Origin of the sequence: Mycobacterium sp. (assembly GCF_035506235.1) — a bacterium.
In the GTDB taxonomy this organism is placed as follows: Bacteria; Actinomycetota; Actinomycetes; order Mycobacteriales; family Mycobacteriaceae; genus Mycobacterium.
The window spans coordinates 1-18,902 of the sequence record NZ_DATJPU010000166.1; the positions used below are offsets into that span (position 1 = coordinate 1).

Here is an 18,902-nt window from a genome sequence, read left to right on the forward strand (position 1 = left end):
CGACGCCGGTCGGAGCGTTGGCGGCGGACCCATTCACCGGGATCGTCATCCCATTCGTGGCCCTCGTCGGGGATCGCCCCGAGCGCTGCCTCGATATCGTCCCATCGCCGCTCGTCATCGAGCCCGCGGCGAATCAACTCCGCAATGAATGCGCTGCGTCGCCTGCTTCCAGCCCGCCGATCGAGCTCGGCAACGAGCTCGTCATCGACAGTAATGTGCAGTCGCATGTGCTGACTATAGCCCACTAGCGCTCCGGCTTCACTTGCCAAATCCCCGCCATAGGGCTTTCAGATCCTCGACTCGTCGAGAGTCACACCATCCACTCTCAGCCGCTACTTCGACGCCGGGACGGCGGGCCCATGCCTTCTGCCGCAACCAGGCAGCGGCCGAGCTGGCCGCGTCCGGTAAGCAACCGAAGAACTTGCCGTTCCACGCCCCTGATTATCCGGCCGAACTGCTGGCCTCCGACGCGGTCGCGATCACCCACGACGAGGTGGATGGCATGGGCCTGTACGCCGAGTTCGGGCTGATCGAGGAGGCGTTCGCCGACCCGAGCCTGCTTTGTCGCCCGGAGTACAGCCGACGAGTCCGCGACTACCTCGACGATCCCACCGTCTCGCCGCTGCTGTTCGAGCGGATGGCCGCGCGCGACCCTGGGCGCACCAACCAGGTGTTCCGTAAACTGTTGGGGCGCACAAGCTCGCACGGTACGCCGCAAGCGCATAGGACGCACAGTAAGGTCGCGCCCATGTCCAAGACGAACCGGCATCGCGGTACACAGAAGGGCCGCCGCCCGGCCCGGCGCACTGCCCGGGCTCGGCAGCACACGTCGGCCGAGCCGGATCTGCTCGCCGATGTCCGACGCGCCCTCGCCGATCGGCACCCGTTGAGCCTGTTGAGCCTCGTGAGCACGCTGCTGTGCGTCACCGACCCGCGCCGCAACCATCCATTCGCCCGGCCCGACGCCCCGGACCTGGCCGCGCTGACCCGCGAGGAACTTGTCCGGACGTTCCTCGACGTCCCCGCTCCGGAGACGTCGGCGTTGCTCGCGGTGATCGCCGAGATGGCGGGTGATGACGACGTGCTGCGTGCCCGCATCCGACGCGAGCTCGCCGTGCGCCCCAACGTCGAACCGGCCTGGCTTGCACAGCTTTGCCAGATGTCGACCTATCGGGCGGTGCGGATGAGCCACGTCCTCGGCGACGGCGACAACGTCATGCTCGGGACGCGGCTGCCGGGCGGGCACGAACTCACCTGTTTGGTCTACATCGACCACAACCTTGGCACGCTGGTCAAGGACGCCTTCGTCGTACCCGAGGCGATCGCAAGCATGATGGCCAAATTCAAGCGCGTGACCAAGGATCCCGACACGCGGTGGCACGATATGAGCCTCGCCGATGCGCGCGCCTGGGTCGATGCGGCGATCGAACTGGCCGCGATCACCTTCCCGCCGCTGGAGACCGAGACCTGGCCTGCGTGTCGCGCATTGGTCGAATGGATCACCCGAGGACTACCCGAAGGTGGAACCGGATACCAACGGCCACAATGGGATTCAGCGAAACTCACGCGGCTCACGGATCGATTCTTCGCCTCGCCGTCCGGAGCCCGGCTCGACGATCCCGATCACCGTGGGCTGCTGGAGTCCCTCCTCTGGTACAGCACCGACTACGGCCCCGGCGACCCACTCCGATGGAGCCCGGTCAAGGTGGAGATCCTGCTCGACGACTGGATTCCCCGCAAGATCGTCGCGCCTGCGGAGTACCTGGCCAAGGCCCCGGATCTGCTGCGGGCGTTCATCCGCTTCGCTCACCCGGAGGCCGAACTACGGTCCGACCTGACCGACGAGGCGCTAGCCACGATCGACGACTGGGAGCCGCGGTACCAGCAGACGATCCGCTCACCACGACCGCAGGGGCCGGGCGCGCTGCTGGCCGCGCTCGGCGTCGACACCGAGGACATGGCGGACATGCCAGTCGGCCCCGAGGAGCCGGAGAACTTTGAACAGTCGATGCTCGACTGGCTCGCGCTGGACGTCGGAGACCGAATCCGGTTGGACCGGCTCGATGACACCCCACTGCCGGATGAACCGTTCCGGTGGGACGGCATCCCCGACGACGTGACAGCACGTGTCCACGAGGTCCTCGCGCTCACCGACCGCTGCTGTGAGGAGATACTCGACGTCGAGTACCGCACCGCATGCCGACGGGTGCTCGCCCGCGTCGCATCCAGGGGACCCGAGGTCTTCCTCCGCAAGGGGCGCGCGAAAACCGCTGCCGCAGCGCTGGTCTGGACAGTTGGCAAGGCCAACGACCTGTTCATGCAGCGGACTGGCGGTATGCAGGTTAGAGATCTCGTGAGCCATTTCGGGCTGGGGCAAGGCAGCGTTTCCCAGCGTGCCGCCACCATGCTCCGCGCAGGCGGATTCCACGACGACACCTACAACGTGCGACTGGGCTCGCCCGACTACCTGGTGGCGGCCCGCCGCCGACGGATCATCGAGATGCGCAACCGCTACCGGCGGCTCGCAGAAGCAACGAGCTGAAGCCCCGGGCTTTGTGCAATTCGAGCGGGTTCCCGATGATGCAAAGGCCTTTGCTCACACTGAGGTCGGGAGCTGGCCGGTTGCCTTCCAGGTCCAGCCTCTGCCGATGGGTGTGCGACAGCCGAGCAGCCGCCGTAGCTAACCATCCGCGCGATTGCCAACTTGTGCCGCCGTTCCTGTGTGTCAATGGATTCGTGAACGAAACGCGGCGCGACGGCAGAGATCGCGTAGAACGCGGCGCGGTGATTTGAACGGGCGACTGCTCGCGACCTGTGCGTTTGAGACCCGCAAGGTGACGCGAGACTCGGACCGGTTACCTCATAACCCGGAGATCGCAAGCCACGAGGCTGTAGACCGCATTACCCGCGGCAAACGGTTTTGTCGGGTGATTTCGAGTGCTCTCGACAACTGAAATTGTCACGACATTGTCACACGCCGAGTGCGACAATTATGGACGGCCATCCCACGTCAGAGCCCATCGCTGCGACAACAGGCGACACATCGGGACGCCACAACGCGGACTGTAAATCCGTCGCGAAAGCTTCACAGGTTCGAATCCTGTACCTGCCACCACCAGGTGACGGGTATTTCTTGGTCGAGCAGCGGCTTTCTGCGTCGACAGTGAAATTCCCATGGATTGTCACAACTCGCGGCTAACTGTGCGGCGCTGTAGGCGAACACCGGTTCGACTCAGCTAACAATCGGGGCGATGGCTTTCCTTGGGGGAAGTGCGCCAATTAACGAGCCAGTCCGAGGAACACCATCAAAGACCGTTCGATGTCCGCCATAAGTGCGGACGGCGCCCGACCGATACGCGCGCCAAGATTCGATCGGCGGACGGTCGTGATCTTGTCGATCATCGCGAAGCTGGGCTCGGCGATCTTCGTCGTCTTGTCGTTCGGCACGGCGACCCTGGATATCGGCGTGTCGGTGACCGTCGTGGTCAGCGGGATGACGACGACCGAATCTGTCTCCGAGAACAGGTCGTCTTGGACGATGATCGCCGGGCGCGGCTTGGCTGCGTAGACACCGCCGGAGACGGTCCACAGCTCGCCACGGTTCACGCCTCGTCGTCCAGGGAACCGAGAGCGGAGATCGATTCGACGAACTCCATGTCGTCGCTGTGTCGGTCGGCCTCGGCGAGCGCCAGCGCCTCACGGTGCGCTTCGGCGGCGAACGCAGCTGAGCGGACATCCGGCACCCACACCTGGACGGGGCGGTACCCGCGCAGGCGCATCCGCTCGCGGTATTGGCGGGCTCTCCGCGTCGATGTGCTCACGCTCCCCATGTTGCATGAAACGATTGTTGCATGCAACAGGGCCAAATTAATCGTCGGTGGTTGGCCATACGAGGGAGTCCTTGTCGAGGACCGATTGCTGGCGAGTTCTGCCGGCGATGGTTGACGGCAATCTAGACGACAACCGTGACGGGCGATGGACGCGATACAGGACCGGTACATAGGCATCGACATTTTCGCGGCGTTTCAGCGCGTGGAACCGCCTGCGGCGGTCTAGCGGCCCGCCGACGCCAAACCGGCAAACCGTTTCGTCGCGTGATTCCGGGTGCCCGTCGCTATCGCGACTTGTCAGTACGTTGTCACGAGTCGAGTGAGACATGGGAGAACAGACTGGGACCACCGGGGACGATCGACCCAGGTCAGAGTCTGTCGCTGAGACAGCCGGCAACCCACCGAGACACCTCCACGCGGACTGTAAATCCGTCGGCTTACGCCTACACAGGTTCGAATCCTGTACCTGCCACCAAGGTCAGGGGCCTTTCGTTAGCTGGTCAGCCAAGTGAACTCGGTCACCATCGCCCCCAATCGGGCAGTTCTCATGTCGCGTCGGCGTTCCAACAAGCATCTCGACCAAGGAGCGAGCCTTACTCCACACGGAGGCAGACATGCGGCACATCACCATCAGCGGCAACCATGGCACCCACGACCGGGAGGGCGTCGCGTTCTGGATCTTCGCCGGCATCATCATGGTGATCGCGTTCGGTGAAGCTCTGGCGGTATTGGCCGCCGTCTTCGTAATTGTCGCCGCTGTCTCGTGGGTCTACCGCGAGGTCGAGCGCCGCTTCAAGCGGAGCGACATGGAGATGGCCCCGGTGACCCATCTCCGCCCGGCGTTGCTCGGTGAAGGCGACCTGAAAATGGCTTCGGTGGACCCGTCGTGGCACGGGCCGCGCGCCGCCTAATCCTAATGGTCTGAGGGGGAATTGCAGAGGCTTTGCGGCCCCGGGCATACGTGACAAGGCCAAAATTCTTACTATTCAGCTTTCCATAAGCTGCTTTTTGCCCAGCATTCTCTATTCTTCTTGATGCCGCTTTGGACCGACGACGGCAACGTCAAGAAGAAAGGAAGCGCATCAAATGCCCTCACCCCGTTGGCTGGCCACGCTGACCGTCCCCGTCATGGCCTGCGCTGCCTTGGTTTCGAGCGCCGCGACTGCGACGGCCGATCCCGCCGATGATGCCTACCTCGCCCAGCTGCGCGCCGCCGGCTTCAATTGGCCGCCGGACCACGACGACGCCCTCACCGCGACGGGGCGCCTCATCTGCGACGACATCATGTGGGGTTGGACGTATGACCAGATCGCCCAGAACATCCACGCCACCTTGGACCCGCGAAACATTGCGTTCGGAGACGTCCATTCCATGGTGACCCTCGCGCATTCGACCTATTGCCCCAACTTCCGGTGCTGGTCCACCAGCTGCTGAGCGGTCCTCCAATACCACTCGGCGATCCTGGGGCTTTCATACGCCGAACCCGCTGAACGCCCGGCGGATGGCCCTATGTATCCGGACAAGCTGCCGGATATCGGGCGGGGGACGTCGGAATTGGAATTCGAAGTCGCCCTCGGGCGGAATGGAACCGTCCTGCGAGCGCGGCGTAAGCGCTGTACTGCCGTGGCGGACGGTCTCACCTTTGCTCAAGCGTCTGGCGCCGCTGTCCCGGGTCGGTGGTCAACGCCAACGGGCCCACACGTAGGGCACCAGGGCCCTCAGGAAATCGAGGTCCGGGCCGGGATTCGCGTCGGCGAAGGCCTGCTCGAAATATTCCTCGGCGACAAGCAGGATGCCCTCCGCGTATTCGGTCGTGAAGTCGATGCTGCCGTAACTGTCCATCAGCGCGCGGACGGAGCCCACCAATTCGGGCGAGCGATCAGACCGGTTGCGGCGCAAATACTCGCGGACGAGGGTGCGGTCCGCGCCGGTTGCGTTGGCCAGCAGATGGACAAGGGGCAGCGTGCGCTTCCCCTCATAGAGGTCACCGAGGATCTCCTTGCCGTATGCACGTTCGTCGCCGACGAGGTTGAGAAGGTCGTCGCGGATCTGAAAAGCCGCACCAAAGTGAAATCCAAAGCGCACCAACGGGGCCAAGTCGGCCTTGCCCCCGGAGCCAACGAGCGCCCCGACGCGTAGCGGGTGAATCGTGGTGTACCAGCACGTCTTGTGCATGATCAGCTCGAGGTAGTCCTGGGGCTTCAGGTCCTCGACGTTGTCGAGCTGCCAACCGGCTTCGATGGCCTGACCCTCCAGCGTGCGCAAGGCCATCGTGTCGAACTCTTGCCAAACCAGGTCGGCGAGATCGCCGGGGAGTTGCCTTGTCGCCTTTCGCAGCACCTGTCCCGCCACGATGGCCAGTCCGTCGCCGGCATTGAGCGCGGCGGCCACACCGTGCGTCGCCGCGAGCGTCGGGCGTCCACGGCGCATCTCGCTACCGTCGGCGATATCGTCGTGGACGAGAAACGCGTTGTGCAACAGCTCGATCGCCACGGCGATGCCCATGACCGCGTCCGGCTCCGCCCCGAACACCCGGCTCGCCGACAGGCACAGCGCCGGCCGCAATGCCTTACCGGGCCGCGAGGGGTACTCCCGCATCGGCCCGTACAGCCACTGAACGGGCTCGCCGTCGGGCATCGCGTCGAGCATCGCACGGCGTACCGCCCTGGCCACGCCGCGCAGATGGTCCTCGACCTCGGAGATGAGGTCCGCCCGGTCGGCGATGCTGCTCACGGCAGCAGCGGTTTGACGACGAGTTCGATCGGTAACCAGACGTCGGGGTGCCCGTCGGCCAGCAGCATGCCCCGGTAGCTGCCAGGTGCGACGTGGTCGTCGACGTCGACTTCGACCGTCACGCCCCTGCTGCTGCGCGCCGGCATCGGCACGATGTCGGGCTCGAAGCGCATCAGTCGCGCCGCGACGACCGCGCCGTCGTGGGACAGCAGATCGCTGCAGCGCAACGCGACTTTCCCCATGTCGACGGCTCCCCGGTTGTGCAACCAGACCTCGGCCGTCGCCGCGCCCGGTGCTACGGTGCAAAGCTGCAGCCGGCCCGTCGCCTGCTCCGCCGCGAAGTTGAGCATCGCAGTATCCGCCTCTGCCGCGTCCGTCGTGCGACGCGGTGACGAGACGCGCAGCAATTGGTCGACCATGGCCCACCAGGAGCTGACGAACGGCTCCAAACCGGTAGCCCCGTACACATCGGCCGGGTCGCCGTCGGCCGGGGGTGCGGGTGGTTCGCTTCCGTTGAGCCCGGCGGCCGCCATGCGCACGAATCGGTCGACGAGTTCGCTCGCAGCCCGGAAACCGTCGGCCTGAATGGCGCTCAAGGCGCGCATGTTGGCCGCCGAATTGAACACCGAGGACCACGGAAGTTCGCTGTTCACGCCGTCGCCACGCCCGTCCAAAGGACCCCATTACCTCCCGGCTTGCACACGCGGTTTCGTCTGCACCAAGGTATAGTAGCTGCGCATCAGACATGAGGAGGCGCAATGTCGACGCTCCGGGCAATACTCGAAGTTCAAGGTTGTCTGGACACGGCGGTCGTCTCCACCCAGGACCCACGGGTCATGGAAGTCGCCGATGCGTTCCTGCCCCGCACGTCAGCTAACGCAGACTGGTACCGCGAGATACAAGCATTCTTCTTTCCCCGCGGGATCGACGGCCAAAGCGAGCCGAATACCGGTGCGGATCCTCTCGCAGCCCTGAACGAGATTCAGTCGGACTGGCTGGAGGATCAGCTGCGCCCCACCGCACCGCAGTCATCCCGCTTCATCTACGGGCTCGCCGCCGTCGTCCATCTGATCAACGCAGTGCCCGACGTCACGATGCCGTTCTCCGATCCGTTCGGACCGGACGCGCGGCCGCTTCTCGGCGACGTATTCGCGCTGACCGGCGGTCACGAATACGAACGGCGTGCTGAGCTCTTTTCCTTGGACCAGTTAGACGCCGTCGAGGAACTCTTCGTCAGCGGGTTCAACGGCTGGCAGGACTGGTACGGAATCGCTCAGCAACTGGTAGGGCTTGGGGTCCTGACGGCGGATGCTGCGTCGGTACCACTGTGCAACGCCGCGGTGATCAACTACAAAGGCATCGAGGCGGTGGTCGTCGACGCGGAGTTGAAGTCCGACCAGGTCTCGCTTGACGCCCTGAAAGCCGTTGTGGACCCACGCAACTGGCACGAGGACGACCCGAGCTTTTTCTGCAGCATGGTGTACAAAGGCCTGCGACCCGACCACTGGCGCAGGGTGCTGGAAACCGTGGGGTTCTGCGGTTATCCGACGTGGATCAGTCCGCGACTGGTCACCATGCTGAAGTTCTACAAGACCACCATCAACGGTCCGGACACTTACCAGGCCCTGCTGGACTACGACCTCAACGACCCCACGCCCGGGGAGGGCGACGGCAAGATCGACGTCGACAACGGCTTCATCGACATGCGGACCGAGCAATACGGGGACCCGAGCCAGCCGCCGGTGCTCGTGCGGGTCCGGAAGGTCTGCCACATCAACGGGTTGCGGCCCTACACGCAGAAGCGCTTCGTCTGCATGATGGGCTACGCCTTCACCGTCGAGGAGATGCTCTTTGGCTCGGCCCAAAATCCCGATCCGAACGCCGTCCCATGGGACGACCCCGCGAACGAGCAGCCGGGCGACGGCGGCCAACAACAGGGCGGTCAGGCGGGACAACAGCCGCCGGACAACTCGGTCGCGTCCACGGCCATCTCGATGGTTGCCCAGTGCGTTCAAGACTTGGCCGCCAAGCAGTACGACCTGGCCGACAAGTGGATGTCGGGCCAGTTGACCGCCGCGGATTTGGCTGAGTTCAGCGCCGAGGTCGGCGCACGGATCGCGAGTGATCCCTGGAAGTTCATCCAAGCCATCAGCCAACCCAAAGGAGGTGGCAAGTGACCACTCCTCCGACCTCGCCGCAGGCGCAAGCCGCGGGTGCCCAGCAGTTTCTCAACCAGGTGACCCAGCTCTGGGTGGAGGCGGGCGAAAAGAGCGATTCCGCTGAGGGATTGGGTATCGACGGCCGGATTGCTCTGGTGCACAGGCTCTGCGACCTCTCGGTGAAGGGCTGGGCGGCCTTGGTCCAGTTCGCCATCCAGACTCCGTTCCTGTCGGGCGGGTCGTCGGGTTCCGCCAAGCCGCTGCCGTCGGAACCGATCACAGTTCCCGCGACCAGCTACCCGCGGCAGCTCAAGGCCAAGGGGCCGTTTGTGCGAGTCGGGTTGCCGAACATCACGATTCCCGTGTCGGCGATCGGGTTTGATCCTCCCTTCCTGCCCGCGGGTTTCACGCAGTTTCAGATCGTGCTCAAGGACGACAATTACATCGGGGCGAACTACATGGGGACAGTCCTGGTGAGCACTCAGGCCTTGGCGCCAGACGAGATCCCGGTCACCGTCGGATTGTGAGCGCCAAGAAAGCCCACCCGTTGATCGACGACTGGCTTGACCGTGCCGTTCGCGCGATCAATCGGGGTGACCGGAAGACGGCCGACGCGCTCGCCGGGAAGGTGCTCGCCGTCGACGTCGGCAACCCAGACGCCGAGGAGCTACTGGCCGCACCCGGAGCGAGCGGTGAGATCCGTCGTCTGACAATACTTTTCGCCGACCTCGTCGACTCTACGGCGCTGTCGACCCGAATCGAGCTCGAGGTTTACCGTACCGTTGTCGGCCGGTACCGCCACGAGGTGAACCGCATCGTGAACCACTACGAGGGCCACATTGCGTCTACCAAGGGTGACGGATTGATGGCAGTGTTCGGTCATCCCATGGCTCACGAAAACGACGCGCACAGAGCCGTTCACGCCGGCCTAGACATCGTCAGGGCTATCAGCGCGCTCAGCGAGCGCGTGCATGCGCGCTTCGGATTCGCCATCAGCGTCCGCGTCGGCATTCACCGGGGACTGGTGTACCTCGACACCGTCCAGGACGACATCTACGGGCTCGGAGCCAACGTCGCCGCGCGCGTGTGCAGCATCGCCGGGCCGGGAACGGTCGCCGTTTCTCAGCCCGTCGAGCGGGTGGTGCACGACTCGTTCGAATTCGTCGCGAACCCGCCGCAGGCCGTGAAGGGCGTGGAGGATCCGATCCTCACCTATCGCGCCGTCGGCGAATGCGACGTCAGGACCGGCGCAGGCGGACCTCTCGTCGGCCGTGAGCGCGAATTGGCGCATCTGACCCGAAGTTGGGCCCAGGCCAAGGAGGGCACGCTGTCTTCGCCGGGCGTCGCGTTCGTCGGCGAGGGCGGCATCGGCAAGACGCGTCTGGCCTACGCGGCCGTCGAAATGGCTCAGCGGGATGGTGCCGTGGTGCTCGGCATGTTCGGGTCGCCGTTTCACGCGGACGTGGGATTGCGGCCCCTCCGGCGGTTGCTGGAACGCCGATGCGGCATCCAACGGGACTCCGATCCCCCCGAGCGGCTCTGCAAGCTGCAAGCGGAGGTGACGCAGCGCGGGCTCGACCCGGAAGTGGTCGTCCCGCTGCTGGCCCCCGTACTGGGCATCGACCCCGAGAGCGGCTACCAATCCGTGCGGGCCCAGGGTCCCAAGTTGTACGGCCGAATCGCCGGGGCGATCCACGATTACCTGATCGCGTGCCTGAGTCCGGGACCGGCACTCGTCCTCCTGGACGACGTGCACTGGTTCGACGAGGACACCATTGATGTGGTCCAGACCCTGCTCCGCCATGGCAGCGGCCGGCTGATGGTGGTGATGACCGGGCGCAAGCTTCCGCCATTGCCAGACACCACCGCGGTGTTCGAGGTGAAAGCACTCAGCGATGCGGACACGGACAAGCTCGTCAACGCACTGCATCCGGATCTCGACAGCGAGGCGCGCAGCGAAGTGCAGAAGCGTTGCGACGGCATCCCGCTGTACATCGAAGAGGTGGTGGCCAAGCTCAAGGAGCAGCCATCGGATGCCGGCCAATCCCCGCAGGTACCCGACACGCTCTACGAAACCCTCTTCGCGCGACTGCGATCCGGGAAGAACACCCTTCCCGTCGTTGAAGCTGCCGCGCTCATCGGCAGCCGCTTCGATCGTGCCCTGCTCTCCTCCGTGGTCGATGTGGACGAGCCTGAGATCGAAGGCCTGCTCGAGGAACTGAGGCGCGGGCGAGTGCTCGAACCGATCGGCTCGGGCAACTGGCGTTTCCACCACGAGCTTCTCCGAGAGGTCGCGGCCGAGGTCTCACCGCCGACAGTTCGCCGCCGGCTGCACAGCCGGATCGCCGACGCGCTCGTCGCAGCTTCGGCCGACGCGAATCCCGAATGGCCCTTGGTTGCACGTCATTTCGAATCGGCCGAGCGATTCGACGAGGCGGCACGTGCCCACCAGAAGGCTTCGGCGGATGCTCAGCGCCGCGGTGCCCTCAACGAGGCGCGGACCTGTCTGGACCGGGCGTTGGCCAATATCGGGCGGAGCCCGGCGGATCGGGCGCGCGACAAGCGTGAGATCGCGATACGGCTGGAGGCCGGCCTCCTCGCGTCGGTGGCGCAGGGTCACGCGAGCACGGACGCGTCCGCGGAGTTCGAGCGCTGCCTGGAGCTCGTCGGCTCGGATTCGATCCCGGAGTTGTACGCCACCCTGAATGCGCTGTGGATCTACTACACCGCCCGCGGCGACCTGCGCCGGGGCATCCGGCTGGCCGAGGTGCTGCACGCGAAATTCATCGACGTGCCAGGGGTCAACTTGGGCACCGACGCCATCATGGGAATCTTGGCCGGCTTTCAAGGCGACTTCTACACCGCACGGGACACGTTGGAGCGAGCCACCGCCGTCGCTGGCGACGCACCCACGAACGGGATCCGCACCTACTACGGGCCGAACGATCCCGTGGGGGGGATGCTGTCGTTCCTCGCGTTCATCCGATTCATCCAGGGCGATTTGCCGGGAGCGGAGACCGCCCTGCAGCAGATGGAAGCCAGGAGCCACGCCGTCGGCTTCCCACAGGGCGCGTTCAGTCTGTGTTACGGGCGGTCGATCGATGCGTTGATTCGCGCCGAGGCGGGCGAGCCTGAGCGGTGTGTTGAAGTCGCCGCCGAACTCATCTCGCTGGCAAAGCAACACGACTTCGATGAATGGTTGATGGTCGGCTGGAGCGAGGCGAGCGTCGGCAAGGCGCTGCTGGCACTTGCCGCCGGCGGAACCGAGCCCGCTGCATTGGCGCCACACGTCGAGGCCATGACCAGCGTGGTGCGGACCTGGCGCGCATTCGAGGTCAAAACGTTCCTCGCGTTCTACGACGGCGTGCTGGCCCGCGTGCTGACCGCCGTGGGCGATAAACAGGCGGCGCGTGAATGTTTGGACGTCGCATTGAAGATGGGTCAGGAGACGCTGATCCAGTTCTACGACGCCGAGCTGTTGCGCTTGCGGGCGCACACGCTCGACGATGTTGACCAACGACATCAACACTTCCGTGACGCGATTCAGTTGGCGCAGAAACAGGGCGCGCACATCTTCGAACTACGTTCGGCCGCCGACGACTTCGAGCTCATCGGCGAGCCAGCGCGGGCGACGCTGCTCGAGGCTGTCGGTCGGATGCCCTGCGACCAGACGTGGCCGGACCTGGCCCGCGCGCGGGCGCTGCTGGGGTGACGAGGACTCGCGGCCGAGTCGCCATCCTCGGTGGCGGCATGGCCGGGCTGAGCGCGGCGTGGCGGCTGAGCGAGGCGGGCTGGCGGGACCGCTTCGACTCCATCACCGTCTATCAGCGCGGCTGGCGCCTCGGGGGTAAGGGTGCGTCGAGCCGCGGGCCGCACGGGCGCATCGAAGAGCACGGCCTGCATGTGTGGCTGGGTTCCTACGACAACGCTTTCGCCCTCCTTCGGGAGTGCTATGCCGAACTCGACCGTGCGACCACCGATCCCGAGGCACCGATTCACACGTGGGATCAGGCGTTCATTCCGTCGGACCACCTCGGCATCGCCGACCGCTTCGACGAGGAGTGGTTGGTGTGGCCCGGCGCGCTCGGCCGTAACAATGAGCTGCCCGGCGAGCCGAACGCAACGGGACGGGAGTTCACCGCGATCGACTTCCTTCGGCGCGCGCTTCAGTTGGTGCTCAACTTCGCCGACTCACTGCCCATCGCCGACGACGATGCCCACCATCTGCCCAATCCCTCCGGCTCGACGGCGGAGTGGCTCCAAGTGGTGCGGTGGGGAGCCCTGGCGATGCTGGCGACGTTGGCCAAACCCGTTGTCTCCGAATCGATACCATCTGTCGGACTGAATCACGTGCTGGACGCGATTCGGGAGGCGCTCGACTACGAGCATCGGCCCGATCACCGGCGCTTCTGGTTGTTCCTGTCGCTGGTGACGGCGACCGCACGGGGAATAGTCTCGGACAGCCTGGTCACCGATCCGCGCGGCTTCCGCGCCATCAACGACGAGGACTTCTGTGCCTGGATTCTCCGCCACGACGCCCATCCCGACGTGGTCGACTTCCCCTTCGTGAGAGGGCTTTACGACATGGTCTTCGGGTATGAGGACGGCGACGCCAGCAAACCGGCGTTGGCGGCGGGGGTGGCCCTGCTGCTCACCGGAATCGCGCTGTTCCAGTACAAAGGCGCATTCTTCTGGAAGATGACGGCCGGCATGGGCGACGTCGTCATCGCTCCGCTGTACCAGGCATTGCGCAGACGCGGCGTCGAGTTCGAGTTCTTTCACCGCGTCGACGCGCTGCACCTCGACCGCCGCCGTCAGGCGGTCGAGGCGATAACCATGGGTCGTCAGGCCCGGCTCGCCGAGGGCGTGAACGAATATCAACCGTTGATCCGTATCGACGGCCTTCCCGTCTTCCCGGACCGGCCGCTGGCCGCACAGCTGGAAGGGCCCGCTCGCGGCGACTTGGAGTCACACTTCGGGGCGCGCACCGACGTCGAGACCCGGGTGTTGCGCAGGGGCGTCGACTTCGATCACATAGTGTTGGCCGCGTCGCTCGGGATGGTCGAACTGATTGCAGGCGCACTTATCGCCGACAGCCCGCAGTGGCGCGACATGGTGACGAAACTGCGGACCGTCGCCACCCAGTCCTTTCAGCTGTGGCTGCGGCCTGACGAAACGACGCTGGGATGGCACCGCCCCGGTGTCACGACCAGCGGCTACGTCGCGCCCTTCGACACATGGGCGTCGATGCCACAGACGCTGTGGGCCGAGCAGTGGCCCCCTGTCGATCGGCCGCGTACCGTGGCCTATTTCTGTGGAGCCCTGAAAGCGTTGTGGCCCAACACGGAGAGCGCCGAGGCCTACGTGGAGAACTGCCGCGAGAAAGTGTTCACCGAAGCGGTCGCCTATCTCGACAACCACGTCGGGCTCTACCTCCCCGGCGCGGTCACCGAGCACGGCTTCGCCTGGCACCTGCTCGTCGGCGCCAACGGTCACCGCGGTGCGTCGGCCCTGGAGACCCAGCACGTCAGCGTCAACATCGATCCCTCGGATCGCTACGTCCAGTCCGTGCCGGGATCGGACAAATTCCGATTGAGGCCGGACGAAAGTGGTTACGACAATTTGGTTTTGGCGGGCGACTGGACCGATTCCGGCGTCAACGCCGGATGCATCGAGGCCGCCGTCATTTCCGGGCTGCAGGCCGCGAACGCCTTGGTCGGCCGCGGCCGCCGATACCGCATCCGCGGGTTCTATCAGCCCTGATCGTCAACCCAGCCGCGTGGTATGCACCGGGGCGCCCACGGCGGCAAGCCTGTTCAGCAGCACGTCACCCATCGCCGAGACCGGCGTCAACACCCCGCACCGGTCGGGCAACCGGTCCCGGTCGCGCGCCAGGGTGAGCGCGCTTTCGCCGAGCAACACCGCCGTAGCGGCGTAGCCGGGGTCACCGTCCTGAGCCATCGAGGCAACGTAGCGCGCTCCGCTCGTCGTCGTCGCGTAGGTCTCCACCCGATAGTGACCGCGCGTTGCAGCGTCGCTGTTCGCGCGCGAGAAGACGCTCTTCAACATCCCGGGCGGAAACATCCGCAGGTAAGGACCGCCAAGCCTGGAAGCACCGGCGATGGTCGCGTTCGTCATCGCCGCCATCGCCGGCGCCACGGGTGACGAACCCATGCTCGCCGTTTCCCGATAGCGGAACCGGCGGCCATAGGACCATCCGAGCAACGCATTGGTGCGCCGAACGCACCGGGTGTTGTACAGGGCCATCAAATACCCGCTGGTCCACAACCCGGTCAGCTCCGGGGCGATCTCTTCGCCTCTCTGCAACGACACGTCCGGCTCAGGGCCGAGATCCGGCTCGGCCGCCCGATCGGGACTGAGGCTGTACGGGTCATCGAGAAGCCGTCTTGTCTTTGGATCGCCTGACCCGGCGCGCATCAACTCCAGCATCGTGTCGACGGTTCCCCCGGAAAAGCCGAGCGCGTAGTTCGCCGCCCGCAGAACCATAGTGGTGTCGGCCAATTCGCCCGCACCGTCCGCCGCCACCCGTCGGTGCAACGCGTACACCGTCAGATCCGAAGGGATTGAATCGAACCCGCAGGAGTGCACGATCCGGGCGTCATTCGCGACCGACTGCTCGTGGTGGGTGTCGATGCTGCGTCGGACGAACGGCACCTCCGCAGCGAGGTCCACGTAGTCGGTTCCCGCCGCGGCACACGCAGCGACGACCGGCAGTCCGTGGGCCGCGTAGGGCCCGACCGTGTTGATCAGCACGCGGGTCCGGGCGGCGAGCCGGTTGAGGGCTGCCGCATCGCCGGTGTCGGTGGCTATGACCGGCCAGCCGCGGACCGCCTCGGGCAGCTCGCGCCGCAGGTCGTTCAGCCGGGTGTCCGACCGCCCGGCCAAGCCGACCCGGAGCCCGGTGCGAACCAGGTAGCGGGCCGTCAACTTGCCGACGGACCCTGTCGCGCCGTAGAGCACGATGTCGAGGTCACGCTGCTCCTCGCGCATGGTCGTCAACGCTACGCGAGCCGGGGCGCGACCATTCGGCTGATCGCGGCGCGGGACCGGCAATACCTTGTTAGGCGAGGCTTAGTTTATTGTCTAGGGTCGAGCCGCGAATGCCGCCATCGCACGAAGGAGTTGGTCTAAGGTGACCGATACAACCACGCCGTTGGCGGGCGCGTCCGACCAGCCGTCCGCGCCGGCGTCCCGCCGTGGCCGGTGGCTGCGGTGGGGTCTGCTGACGGTTTGGGGCCCCGGCCTGGTCGTGATGCTGGCCGACACCGACGCGGGCTCGTTGATCACCGCGTCGCAGTCCGGCGCCCAGTGGGGCTATCGGATGGTGCTGCCGCAGTTGATCTTGATGCCGATCCTCTATGTCGTGCAGGAGATGACGGTGCGGCTGGGCATCGTCACCAAGAAGGGACACGGCGCGCTGATCAGGGAGCGCTTCGGCCGCGTCTGGGCGTGGATTTCGGCGTTCACGCTGTTCGCCTCGGCCATCGGCGCGTTGCTGACCGAGTTCGCCGGCGTCGCAGGGGTGGGGGAGCTGTTCGGCGTCTCGCGCTGGGTGAGCATCCCGGTCGCGACGGCCGCGTTGCTGGCGTTGGCGCTGACCGGGAGTTACCGGCGCGTGGAGCGGATCGGCCTCGTCATCGGCTCGGCCGAACTGGCCTTCCTGGTCGCCATGGTGATGGCGCGGCCCGAGCCCAAAGCCCTTGTGGAGGGCCTGAAGTCGATGCCGCTGGGCAACTCGTCGTATCTGTTGCTGGTCGCGGCCAACGTCGGCGCGGTCATCATGCCCTGGATGGTCTTCTATCAGCAGGGCGCGGTGGTCGACAAGCAGTTATCAGAAGCCACGATCCGCCAGGAGCGGCACGACACCGCCGCCGGCGCCGTGCTGACGCAGCTGATCATGATCTCGGTCGTGGTCACCGTGGCCTCGACGATCGGAGCCCACGGCGGCGGGGCCGCGTTGAACACCGTCGGCGACATCGCCAATGCGCTCACGCCCTACCTGGGCCGCGTCGGCGGCACCGTCCTGTTCGGCCTGGGCATGCTCGGCGCGGCGCTGGTCGCCGCGATCGTCGCGTCTTTGGCCGGGGCGTGGGGCCTTTCGGAGGTCTTCGGGTGGAAGCACACCCTGAATGAGCGGCCCAACCGGGCCACCGCCAAGTTCTACATCACGTACGCGCTCGCCCACCTCGTCGGCGCCGCGCTGGTGCTGGCCAGCGTCGACCTGGTCAACCTGGCCGTCGACGTCGAGGTGATGAATGCCTTGCTGCTACCCATCGTGCTGGGCCTGCTGCTGGCGCTGGAAGCCCGCGCGCTCCCCGAGGAGTGGCGCATGCGCGGGTTGCGCAAGTACATCGCCTGGGCCCTGTGTCTCGTTGTGATGGGCTTCGGGCTCTACATGGTGCCCCAGGCCCTCGGCTGGACTTAAGCCGGATTTTCGGGTGATTCGCCGCCGTGCGCCGGGTAGGCGTGTACGAGCGCGCTGTCGAGCCTCGGCACGGCGTGGGTGAGTTGGTGTTCGGCGTCGTGCGCGATGCGGTGGGCGTCCTCGAGGCTGGTGTCGGGATCGATGTCGAGCTCGGCGTCGGCGTGCAGCCGGTGCCCGATCCAGCGCATCCGGATGCTGCGCACGCTGCGGACGCCCGGCCGGGCGGCCAGCGCTGCTTCGGCGAGGTCGATGAGTTCGGGGTCCACCGCGTCCATCAGGCGACGGAAGATGTCCCGCACGGCGCGGCCTAACACCGCGACGATCGCCACCGTGATGATCAGCCCGACGATCGGGTCCGCCAACGGATGGCCGAGGGCGACCCCGATGGCTCCGAAAAGCACTGCCAGTGAGGTGAATCCGTCGGTGCGGGCGTGCAGGCCGTCGGCGACCAGTGCGGCCGACCCGATCCGGCGGCCGATGCGGATCCGGTAGGCGGCGACGAGTTCGTTGCCGAGGAAGCCGATCACACCGGCGCCGGCGACCCAGCCGACGTGCTCGATGGCGACGGGATGGATCAGCCGCACGACGGCTTCGTAGCCGGCGATGATCGCCGACAACGCGATCATGGCGACGACGAACAGGCCGGCGATATCTTCGGCCCGCCCGTAACCGTAGGTGTAGCGCCGGGTCGCCGGGCGGCTGCCCAACGCGAACGCGATCCACAGCGGGACCGCGGTCAGGGCGTCCGAGAAGTTGTGGATGGTGTCGGCGGCCAGCGCGATCGATCCCGAGGCGACGGCGATGACGACCTGCACGGCCGCAGTCGCGCCCAGGCCGACCAGGCTGACTTTGAGCGCCCGGATGCCGATGGCGCTGGATTCCAGGGCCGTGTCGACGCTGTCGGCGGCGTCGTGGCTGTGCGGCGCGAACAGATGCGCCAGCGCGCCGCCGATCCCTTTGGGATGTTGATGACCATGCCCGTGGTGTTCGTCGTCGGGGTAGGGCCTGCGCCCGTCCTGCATAGTCACGGGAGGACTGCCCGCATATCTGCATGCATATGCAGATATTAAGTCACTCTAGCGGCCCACGCGAGCCGCAATTTATCGGGGCGAACTCGCTGCACGCGCAGTCACTCCACGAATCTGGACTTACGACCGAAGACGCCGTCGCGCAAACAGATACGACGGTTCTGTCCCGGTGTCAACCGGGTTCGTCGTCGTCTTCGTCGTCTGGGTCGTCCTCATCGTCGTCGTCGCGGAGGAATCGTTCGGGGTGATGGAAGGTGTTGGTTCGGGGTTGTCCGTGGTCGAGGTGGGGTGGGGGTATCCATTCGGTTTGGCCTTGGGCGTTGGTGCGGGTGGTCCAGCCTTTTTCGGCGAGTCTGTTGTCGGGGCCGCAGGCCAGGGTGAGGTCGTTGATGTCGGTGCGGCGGGTGGTTGCCCAGCCCCGGACGTGGTGGACTTGGCTGTGGTAGGCCGGGGCGTCGCAGCCGGGTTTGGTGCAGCCGCGGTCCTTGGAATACAGGCGCCAGTTGTGCGTCCTATAATGGGGGCATGAACAGCACGAACACCGCGAAGCGGGCCGCGATTTACGCCCGCATCAGTAACGACCCCGGCACCGCCGCCGACGACGCCCCGAGGCGCGGCGGTGACGGCCTGGGTGTCGCCAGGCAGCAGGAAGACTGCCGCAAGCTGGCCGACGCGCTGGGCTGGGATGTGGTCACCATCCACGTTG

At 65.9% G+C, this 18,902-nt stretch carries 15 protein-coding genes and 2 pseudogenes; 9 read left to right on the top strand and 8 right to left on the bottom strand.

Features of this window, described 5'->3' with window-relative positions:
* The coding region (locus tag VMD50_RS15890) for a hypothetical protein (RefSeq protein WP_325428696.1) at positions 1-227 on the bottom strand (227 nt) is incomplete at its 3' end.
* Between the two features lie 194 nt (positions 228-421).
* Between VMD50_RS15890 and VMD50_RS15895 the strand changes: the two genes are divergently transcribed.
* The gene (locus tag VMD50_RS15895) at positions 422-2,542 is read left to right on the top strand and encodes a DUF6398 domain-containing protein (RefSeq protein WP_325428697.1); all 2,121 of its coding nucleotides are present in this window, start codon (positions 422-424) and stop codon (positions 2,540-2,542) included.
* 737 nt (positions 2,543-3,279) lie between these two features.
* Here VMD50_RS15895 and VMD50_RS15900 read toward each other — a convergent pair.
* Positions 3,280-3,606 carry a type II toxin-antitoxin system PemK/MazF family toxin gene (locus VMD50_RS15900; RefSeq protein WP_325428698.1) on the bottom strand — a complete coding sequence of 109 codons (327 nt, stop codon included), beginning with the start codon at positions 3,604-3,606 and terminating at the stop codon, positions 3,280-3,282.
* Positions 3,603-3,821 (bottom strand): antitoxin MazE family protein, encoded by a 219-nt coding sequence (locus VMD50_RS15905; protein ID WP_325428699.1) that lies wholly within the window; start codon positions 3,819-3,821, stop codon positions 3,603-3,605. Before VMD50_RS15905 ends, VMD50_RS15900 begins: the two co-directional genes overlap by 4 nt.
* 623 nt (positions 3,822-4,444) lie before the next feature.
* Here VMD50_RS15905 and VMD50_RS15910 point away from each other — a divergent pair.
* Together VMD50_RS15910 and VMD50_RS15915 are read left to right on the top strand one after the other, a co-directional pair.
* A complete protein-coding gene (locus VMD50_RS15910) occupies positions 4,445-4,741 on the top strand; it encodes a hypothetical protein (RefSeq protein ID WP_325428700.1) in 297 nt (98 codons plus the stop codon).
* Between the two features lie 175 nt (positions 4,742-4,916).
* Positions 4,917-5,264 (top strand): DUF732 domain-containing protein, encoded by a 348-nt coding sequence (locus VMD50_RS15915; RefSeq protein WP_414686085.1) that lies wholly within the window; start codon positions 4,917-4,919, stop codon positions 5,262-5,264.
* Positions 5,265-5,510: 246 nt separating this feature from the next.
* Here the strand turns inward: VMD50_RS15915 and VMD50_RS15920 are convergent, their stop codons facing one another.
* Positions 5,511-6,563, bottom strand: a complete 1,053-nt coding sequence (locus VMD50_RS15920; RefSeq protein ID WP_325428701.1) for a polyprenyl synthetase family protein — start codon at positions 6,561-6,563, stop codon at positions 5,511-5,513.
* Positions 6,560-7,216 carry a hypothetical protein gene (locus VMD50_RS15925; protein ID WP_325428702.1) on the bottom strand — a complete coding sequence of 219 codons (657 nt, stop codon included), beginning with the start codon at positions 7,214-7,216 and terminating at the stop codon, positions 6,560-6,562. The genes VMD50_RS15920 and VMD50_RS15925 overlap by 4 nt, the downstream gene beginning before the upstream one ends.
* A gap of 105 nt (positions 7,217-7,321) precedes the next feature.
* Between VMD50_RS15925 and VMD50_RS15930 the strand changes: the two genes are divergently transcribed.
* The 4 genes from VMD50_RS15930 to VMD50_RS15945 are packed head-to-tail and all read left to right on the top strand — an operon-like array spanning position 7,322 to position 14,485.
* Positions 7,322-8,740 carry a hypothetical protein gene (locus VMD50_RS15930; protein ID WP_325428703.1) on the top strand — a complete coding sequence of 473 codons (1,419 nt, stop codon included), beginning with the start codon at positions 7,322-7,324 and terminating at the stop codon, positions 8,738-8,740.
* Positions 8,737-9,249 (top strand): hypothetical protein, encoded by a 513-nt coding sequence (locus VMD50_RS15935; RefSeq protein WP_325428704.1) that lies wholly within the window; start codon positions 8,737-8,739, stop codon positions 9,247-9,249. Before VMD50_RS15930 ends, VMD50_RS15935 begins: the two co-directional genes overlap by 4 nt.
* On the top strand, positions 9,246-12,434 hold the full coding sequence (locus VMD50_RS15940; RefSeq protein WP_325428705.1) for an ATP-binding protein: 3,189 nt from the start codon (positions 9,246-9,248) through the stop codon (positions 12,432-12,434). Before VMD50_RS15935 ends, VMD50_RS15940 begins: the two co-directional genes overlap by 4 nt.
* Positions 12,431-14,485 (top strand): FAD-dependent oxidoreductase, encoded by a 2,055-nt coding sequence (locus VMD50_RS15945; protein ID WP_325428706.1) that lies wholly within the window; start codon positions 12,431-12,433, stop codon positions 14,483-14,485. The genes VMD50_RS15940 and VMD50_RS15945 overlap by 4 nt, the downstream gene beginning before the upstream one ends.
* Positions 14,486-14,488: 3 nt before the next feature.
* On the opposite strand, the gene VMD50_RS15950 is transcribed toward VMD50_RS15945, so the two are convergent.
* Complete coding sequence (locus tag VMD50_RS15950; protein ID WP_325428707.1) at positions 14,489-15,733, bottom strand: saccharopine dehydrogenase family protein; 1,245 nt, start codon at positions 15,731-15,733, stop codon at positions 14,489-14,491.
* Between the two features lie 142 nt (positions 15,734-15,875).
* Between VMD50_RS15950 and VMD50_RS15955 the strand changes: the two genes are divergently transcribed.
* On the top strand, positions 15,876-17,168 hold the full coding sequence (locus VMD50_RS15955) for an NRAMP family divalent metal transporter (protein ID WP_325428708.1): 1,293 nt from the start codon (positions 15,876-15,878) through the stop codon (positions 17,166-17,168).
* Here VMD50_RS15955 and VMD50_RS15960 read toward each other — a convergent pair.
* The gene (locus VMD50_RS15960; RefSeq protein ID WP_325428710.1) at positions 17,165-18,190 is read right to left on the bottom strand and encodes a cation diffusion facilitator family transporter; all 1,026 of its coding nucleotides are present in this window, start codon (positions 18,188-18,190) and stop codon (positions 17,165-17,167) included. The genes VMD50_RS15955 and VMD50_RS15960 overlap by 4 nt on opposite strands.
* A 178-nt stretch (positions 18,191-18,368) precedes the next feature.
* Positions 18,369-18,692: pseudogene (locus VMD50_RS15965) on the bottom strand (HNH endonuclease signature motif containing protein); the annotation flags it as partial.
* A gap of 29 nt (positions 18,693-18,721) precedes the next feature.
* Here VMD50_RS15965 and VMD50_RS15970 point away from each other — a divergent pair.
* A pseudogene (locus tag VMD50_RS15970) lies at positions 18,722-18,902 on the top strand (hypothetical protein); the annotation flags it as partial.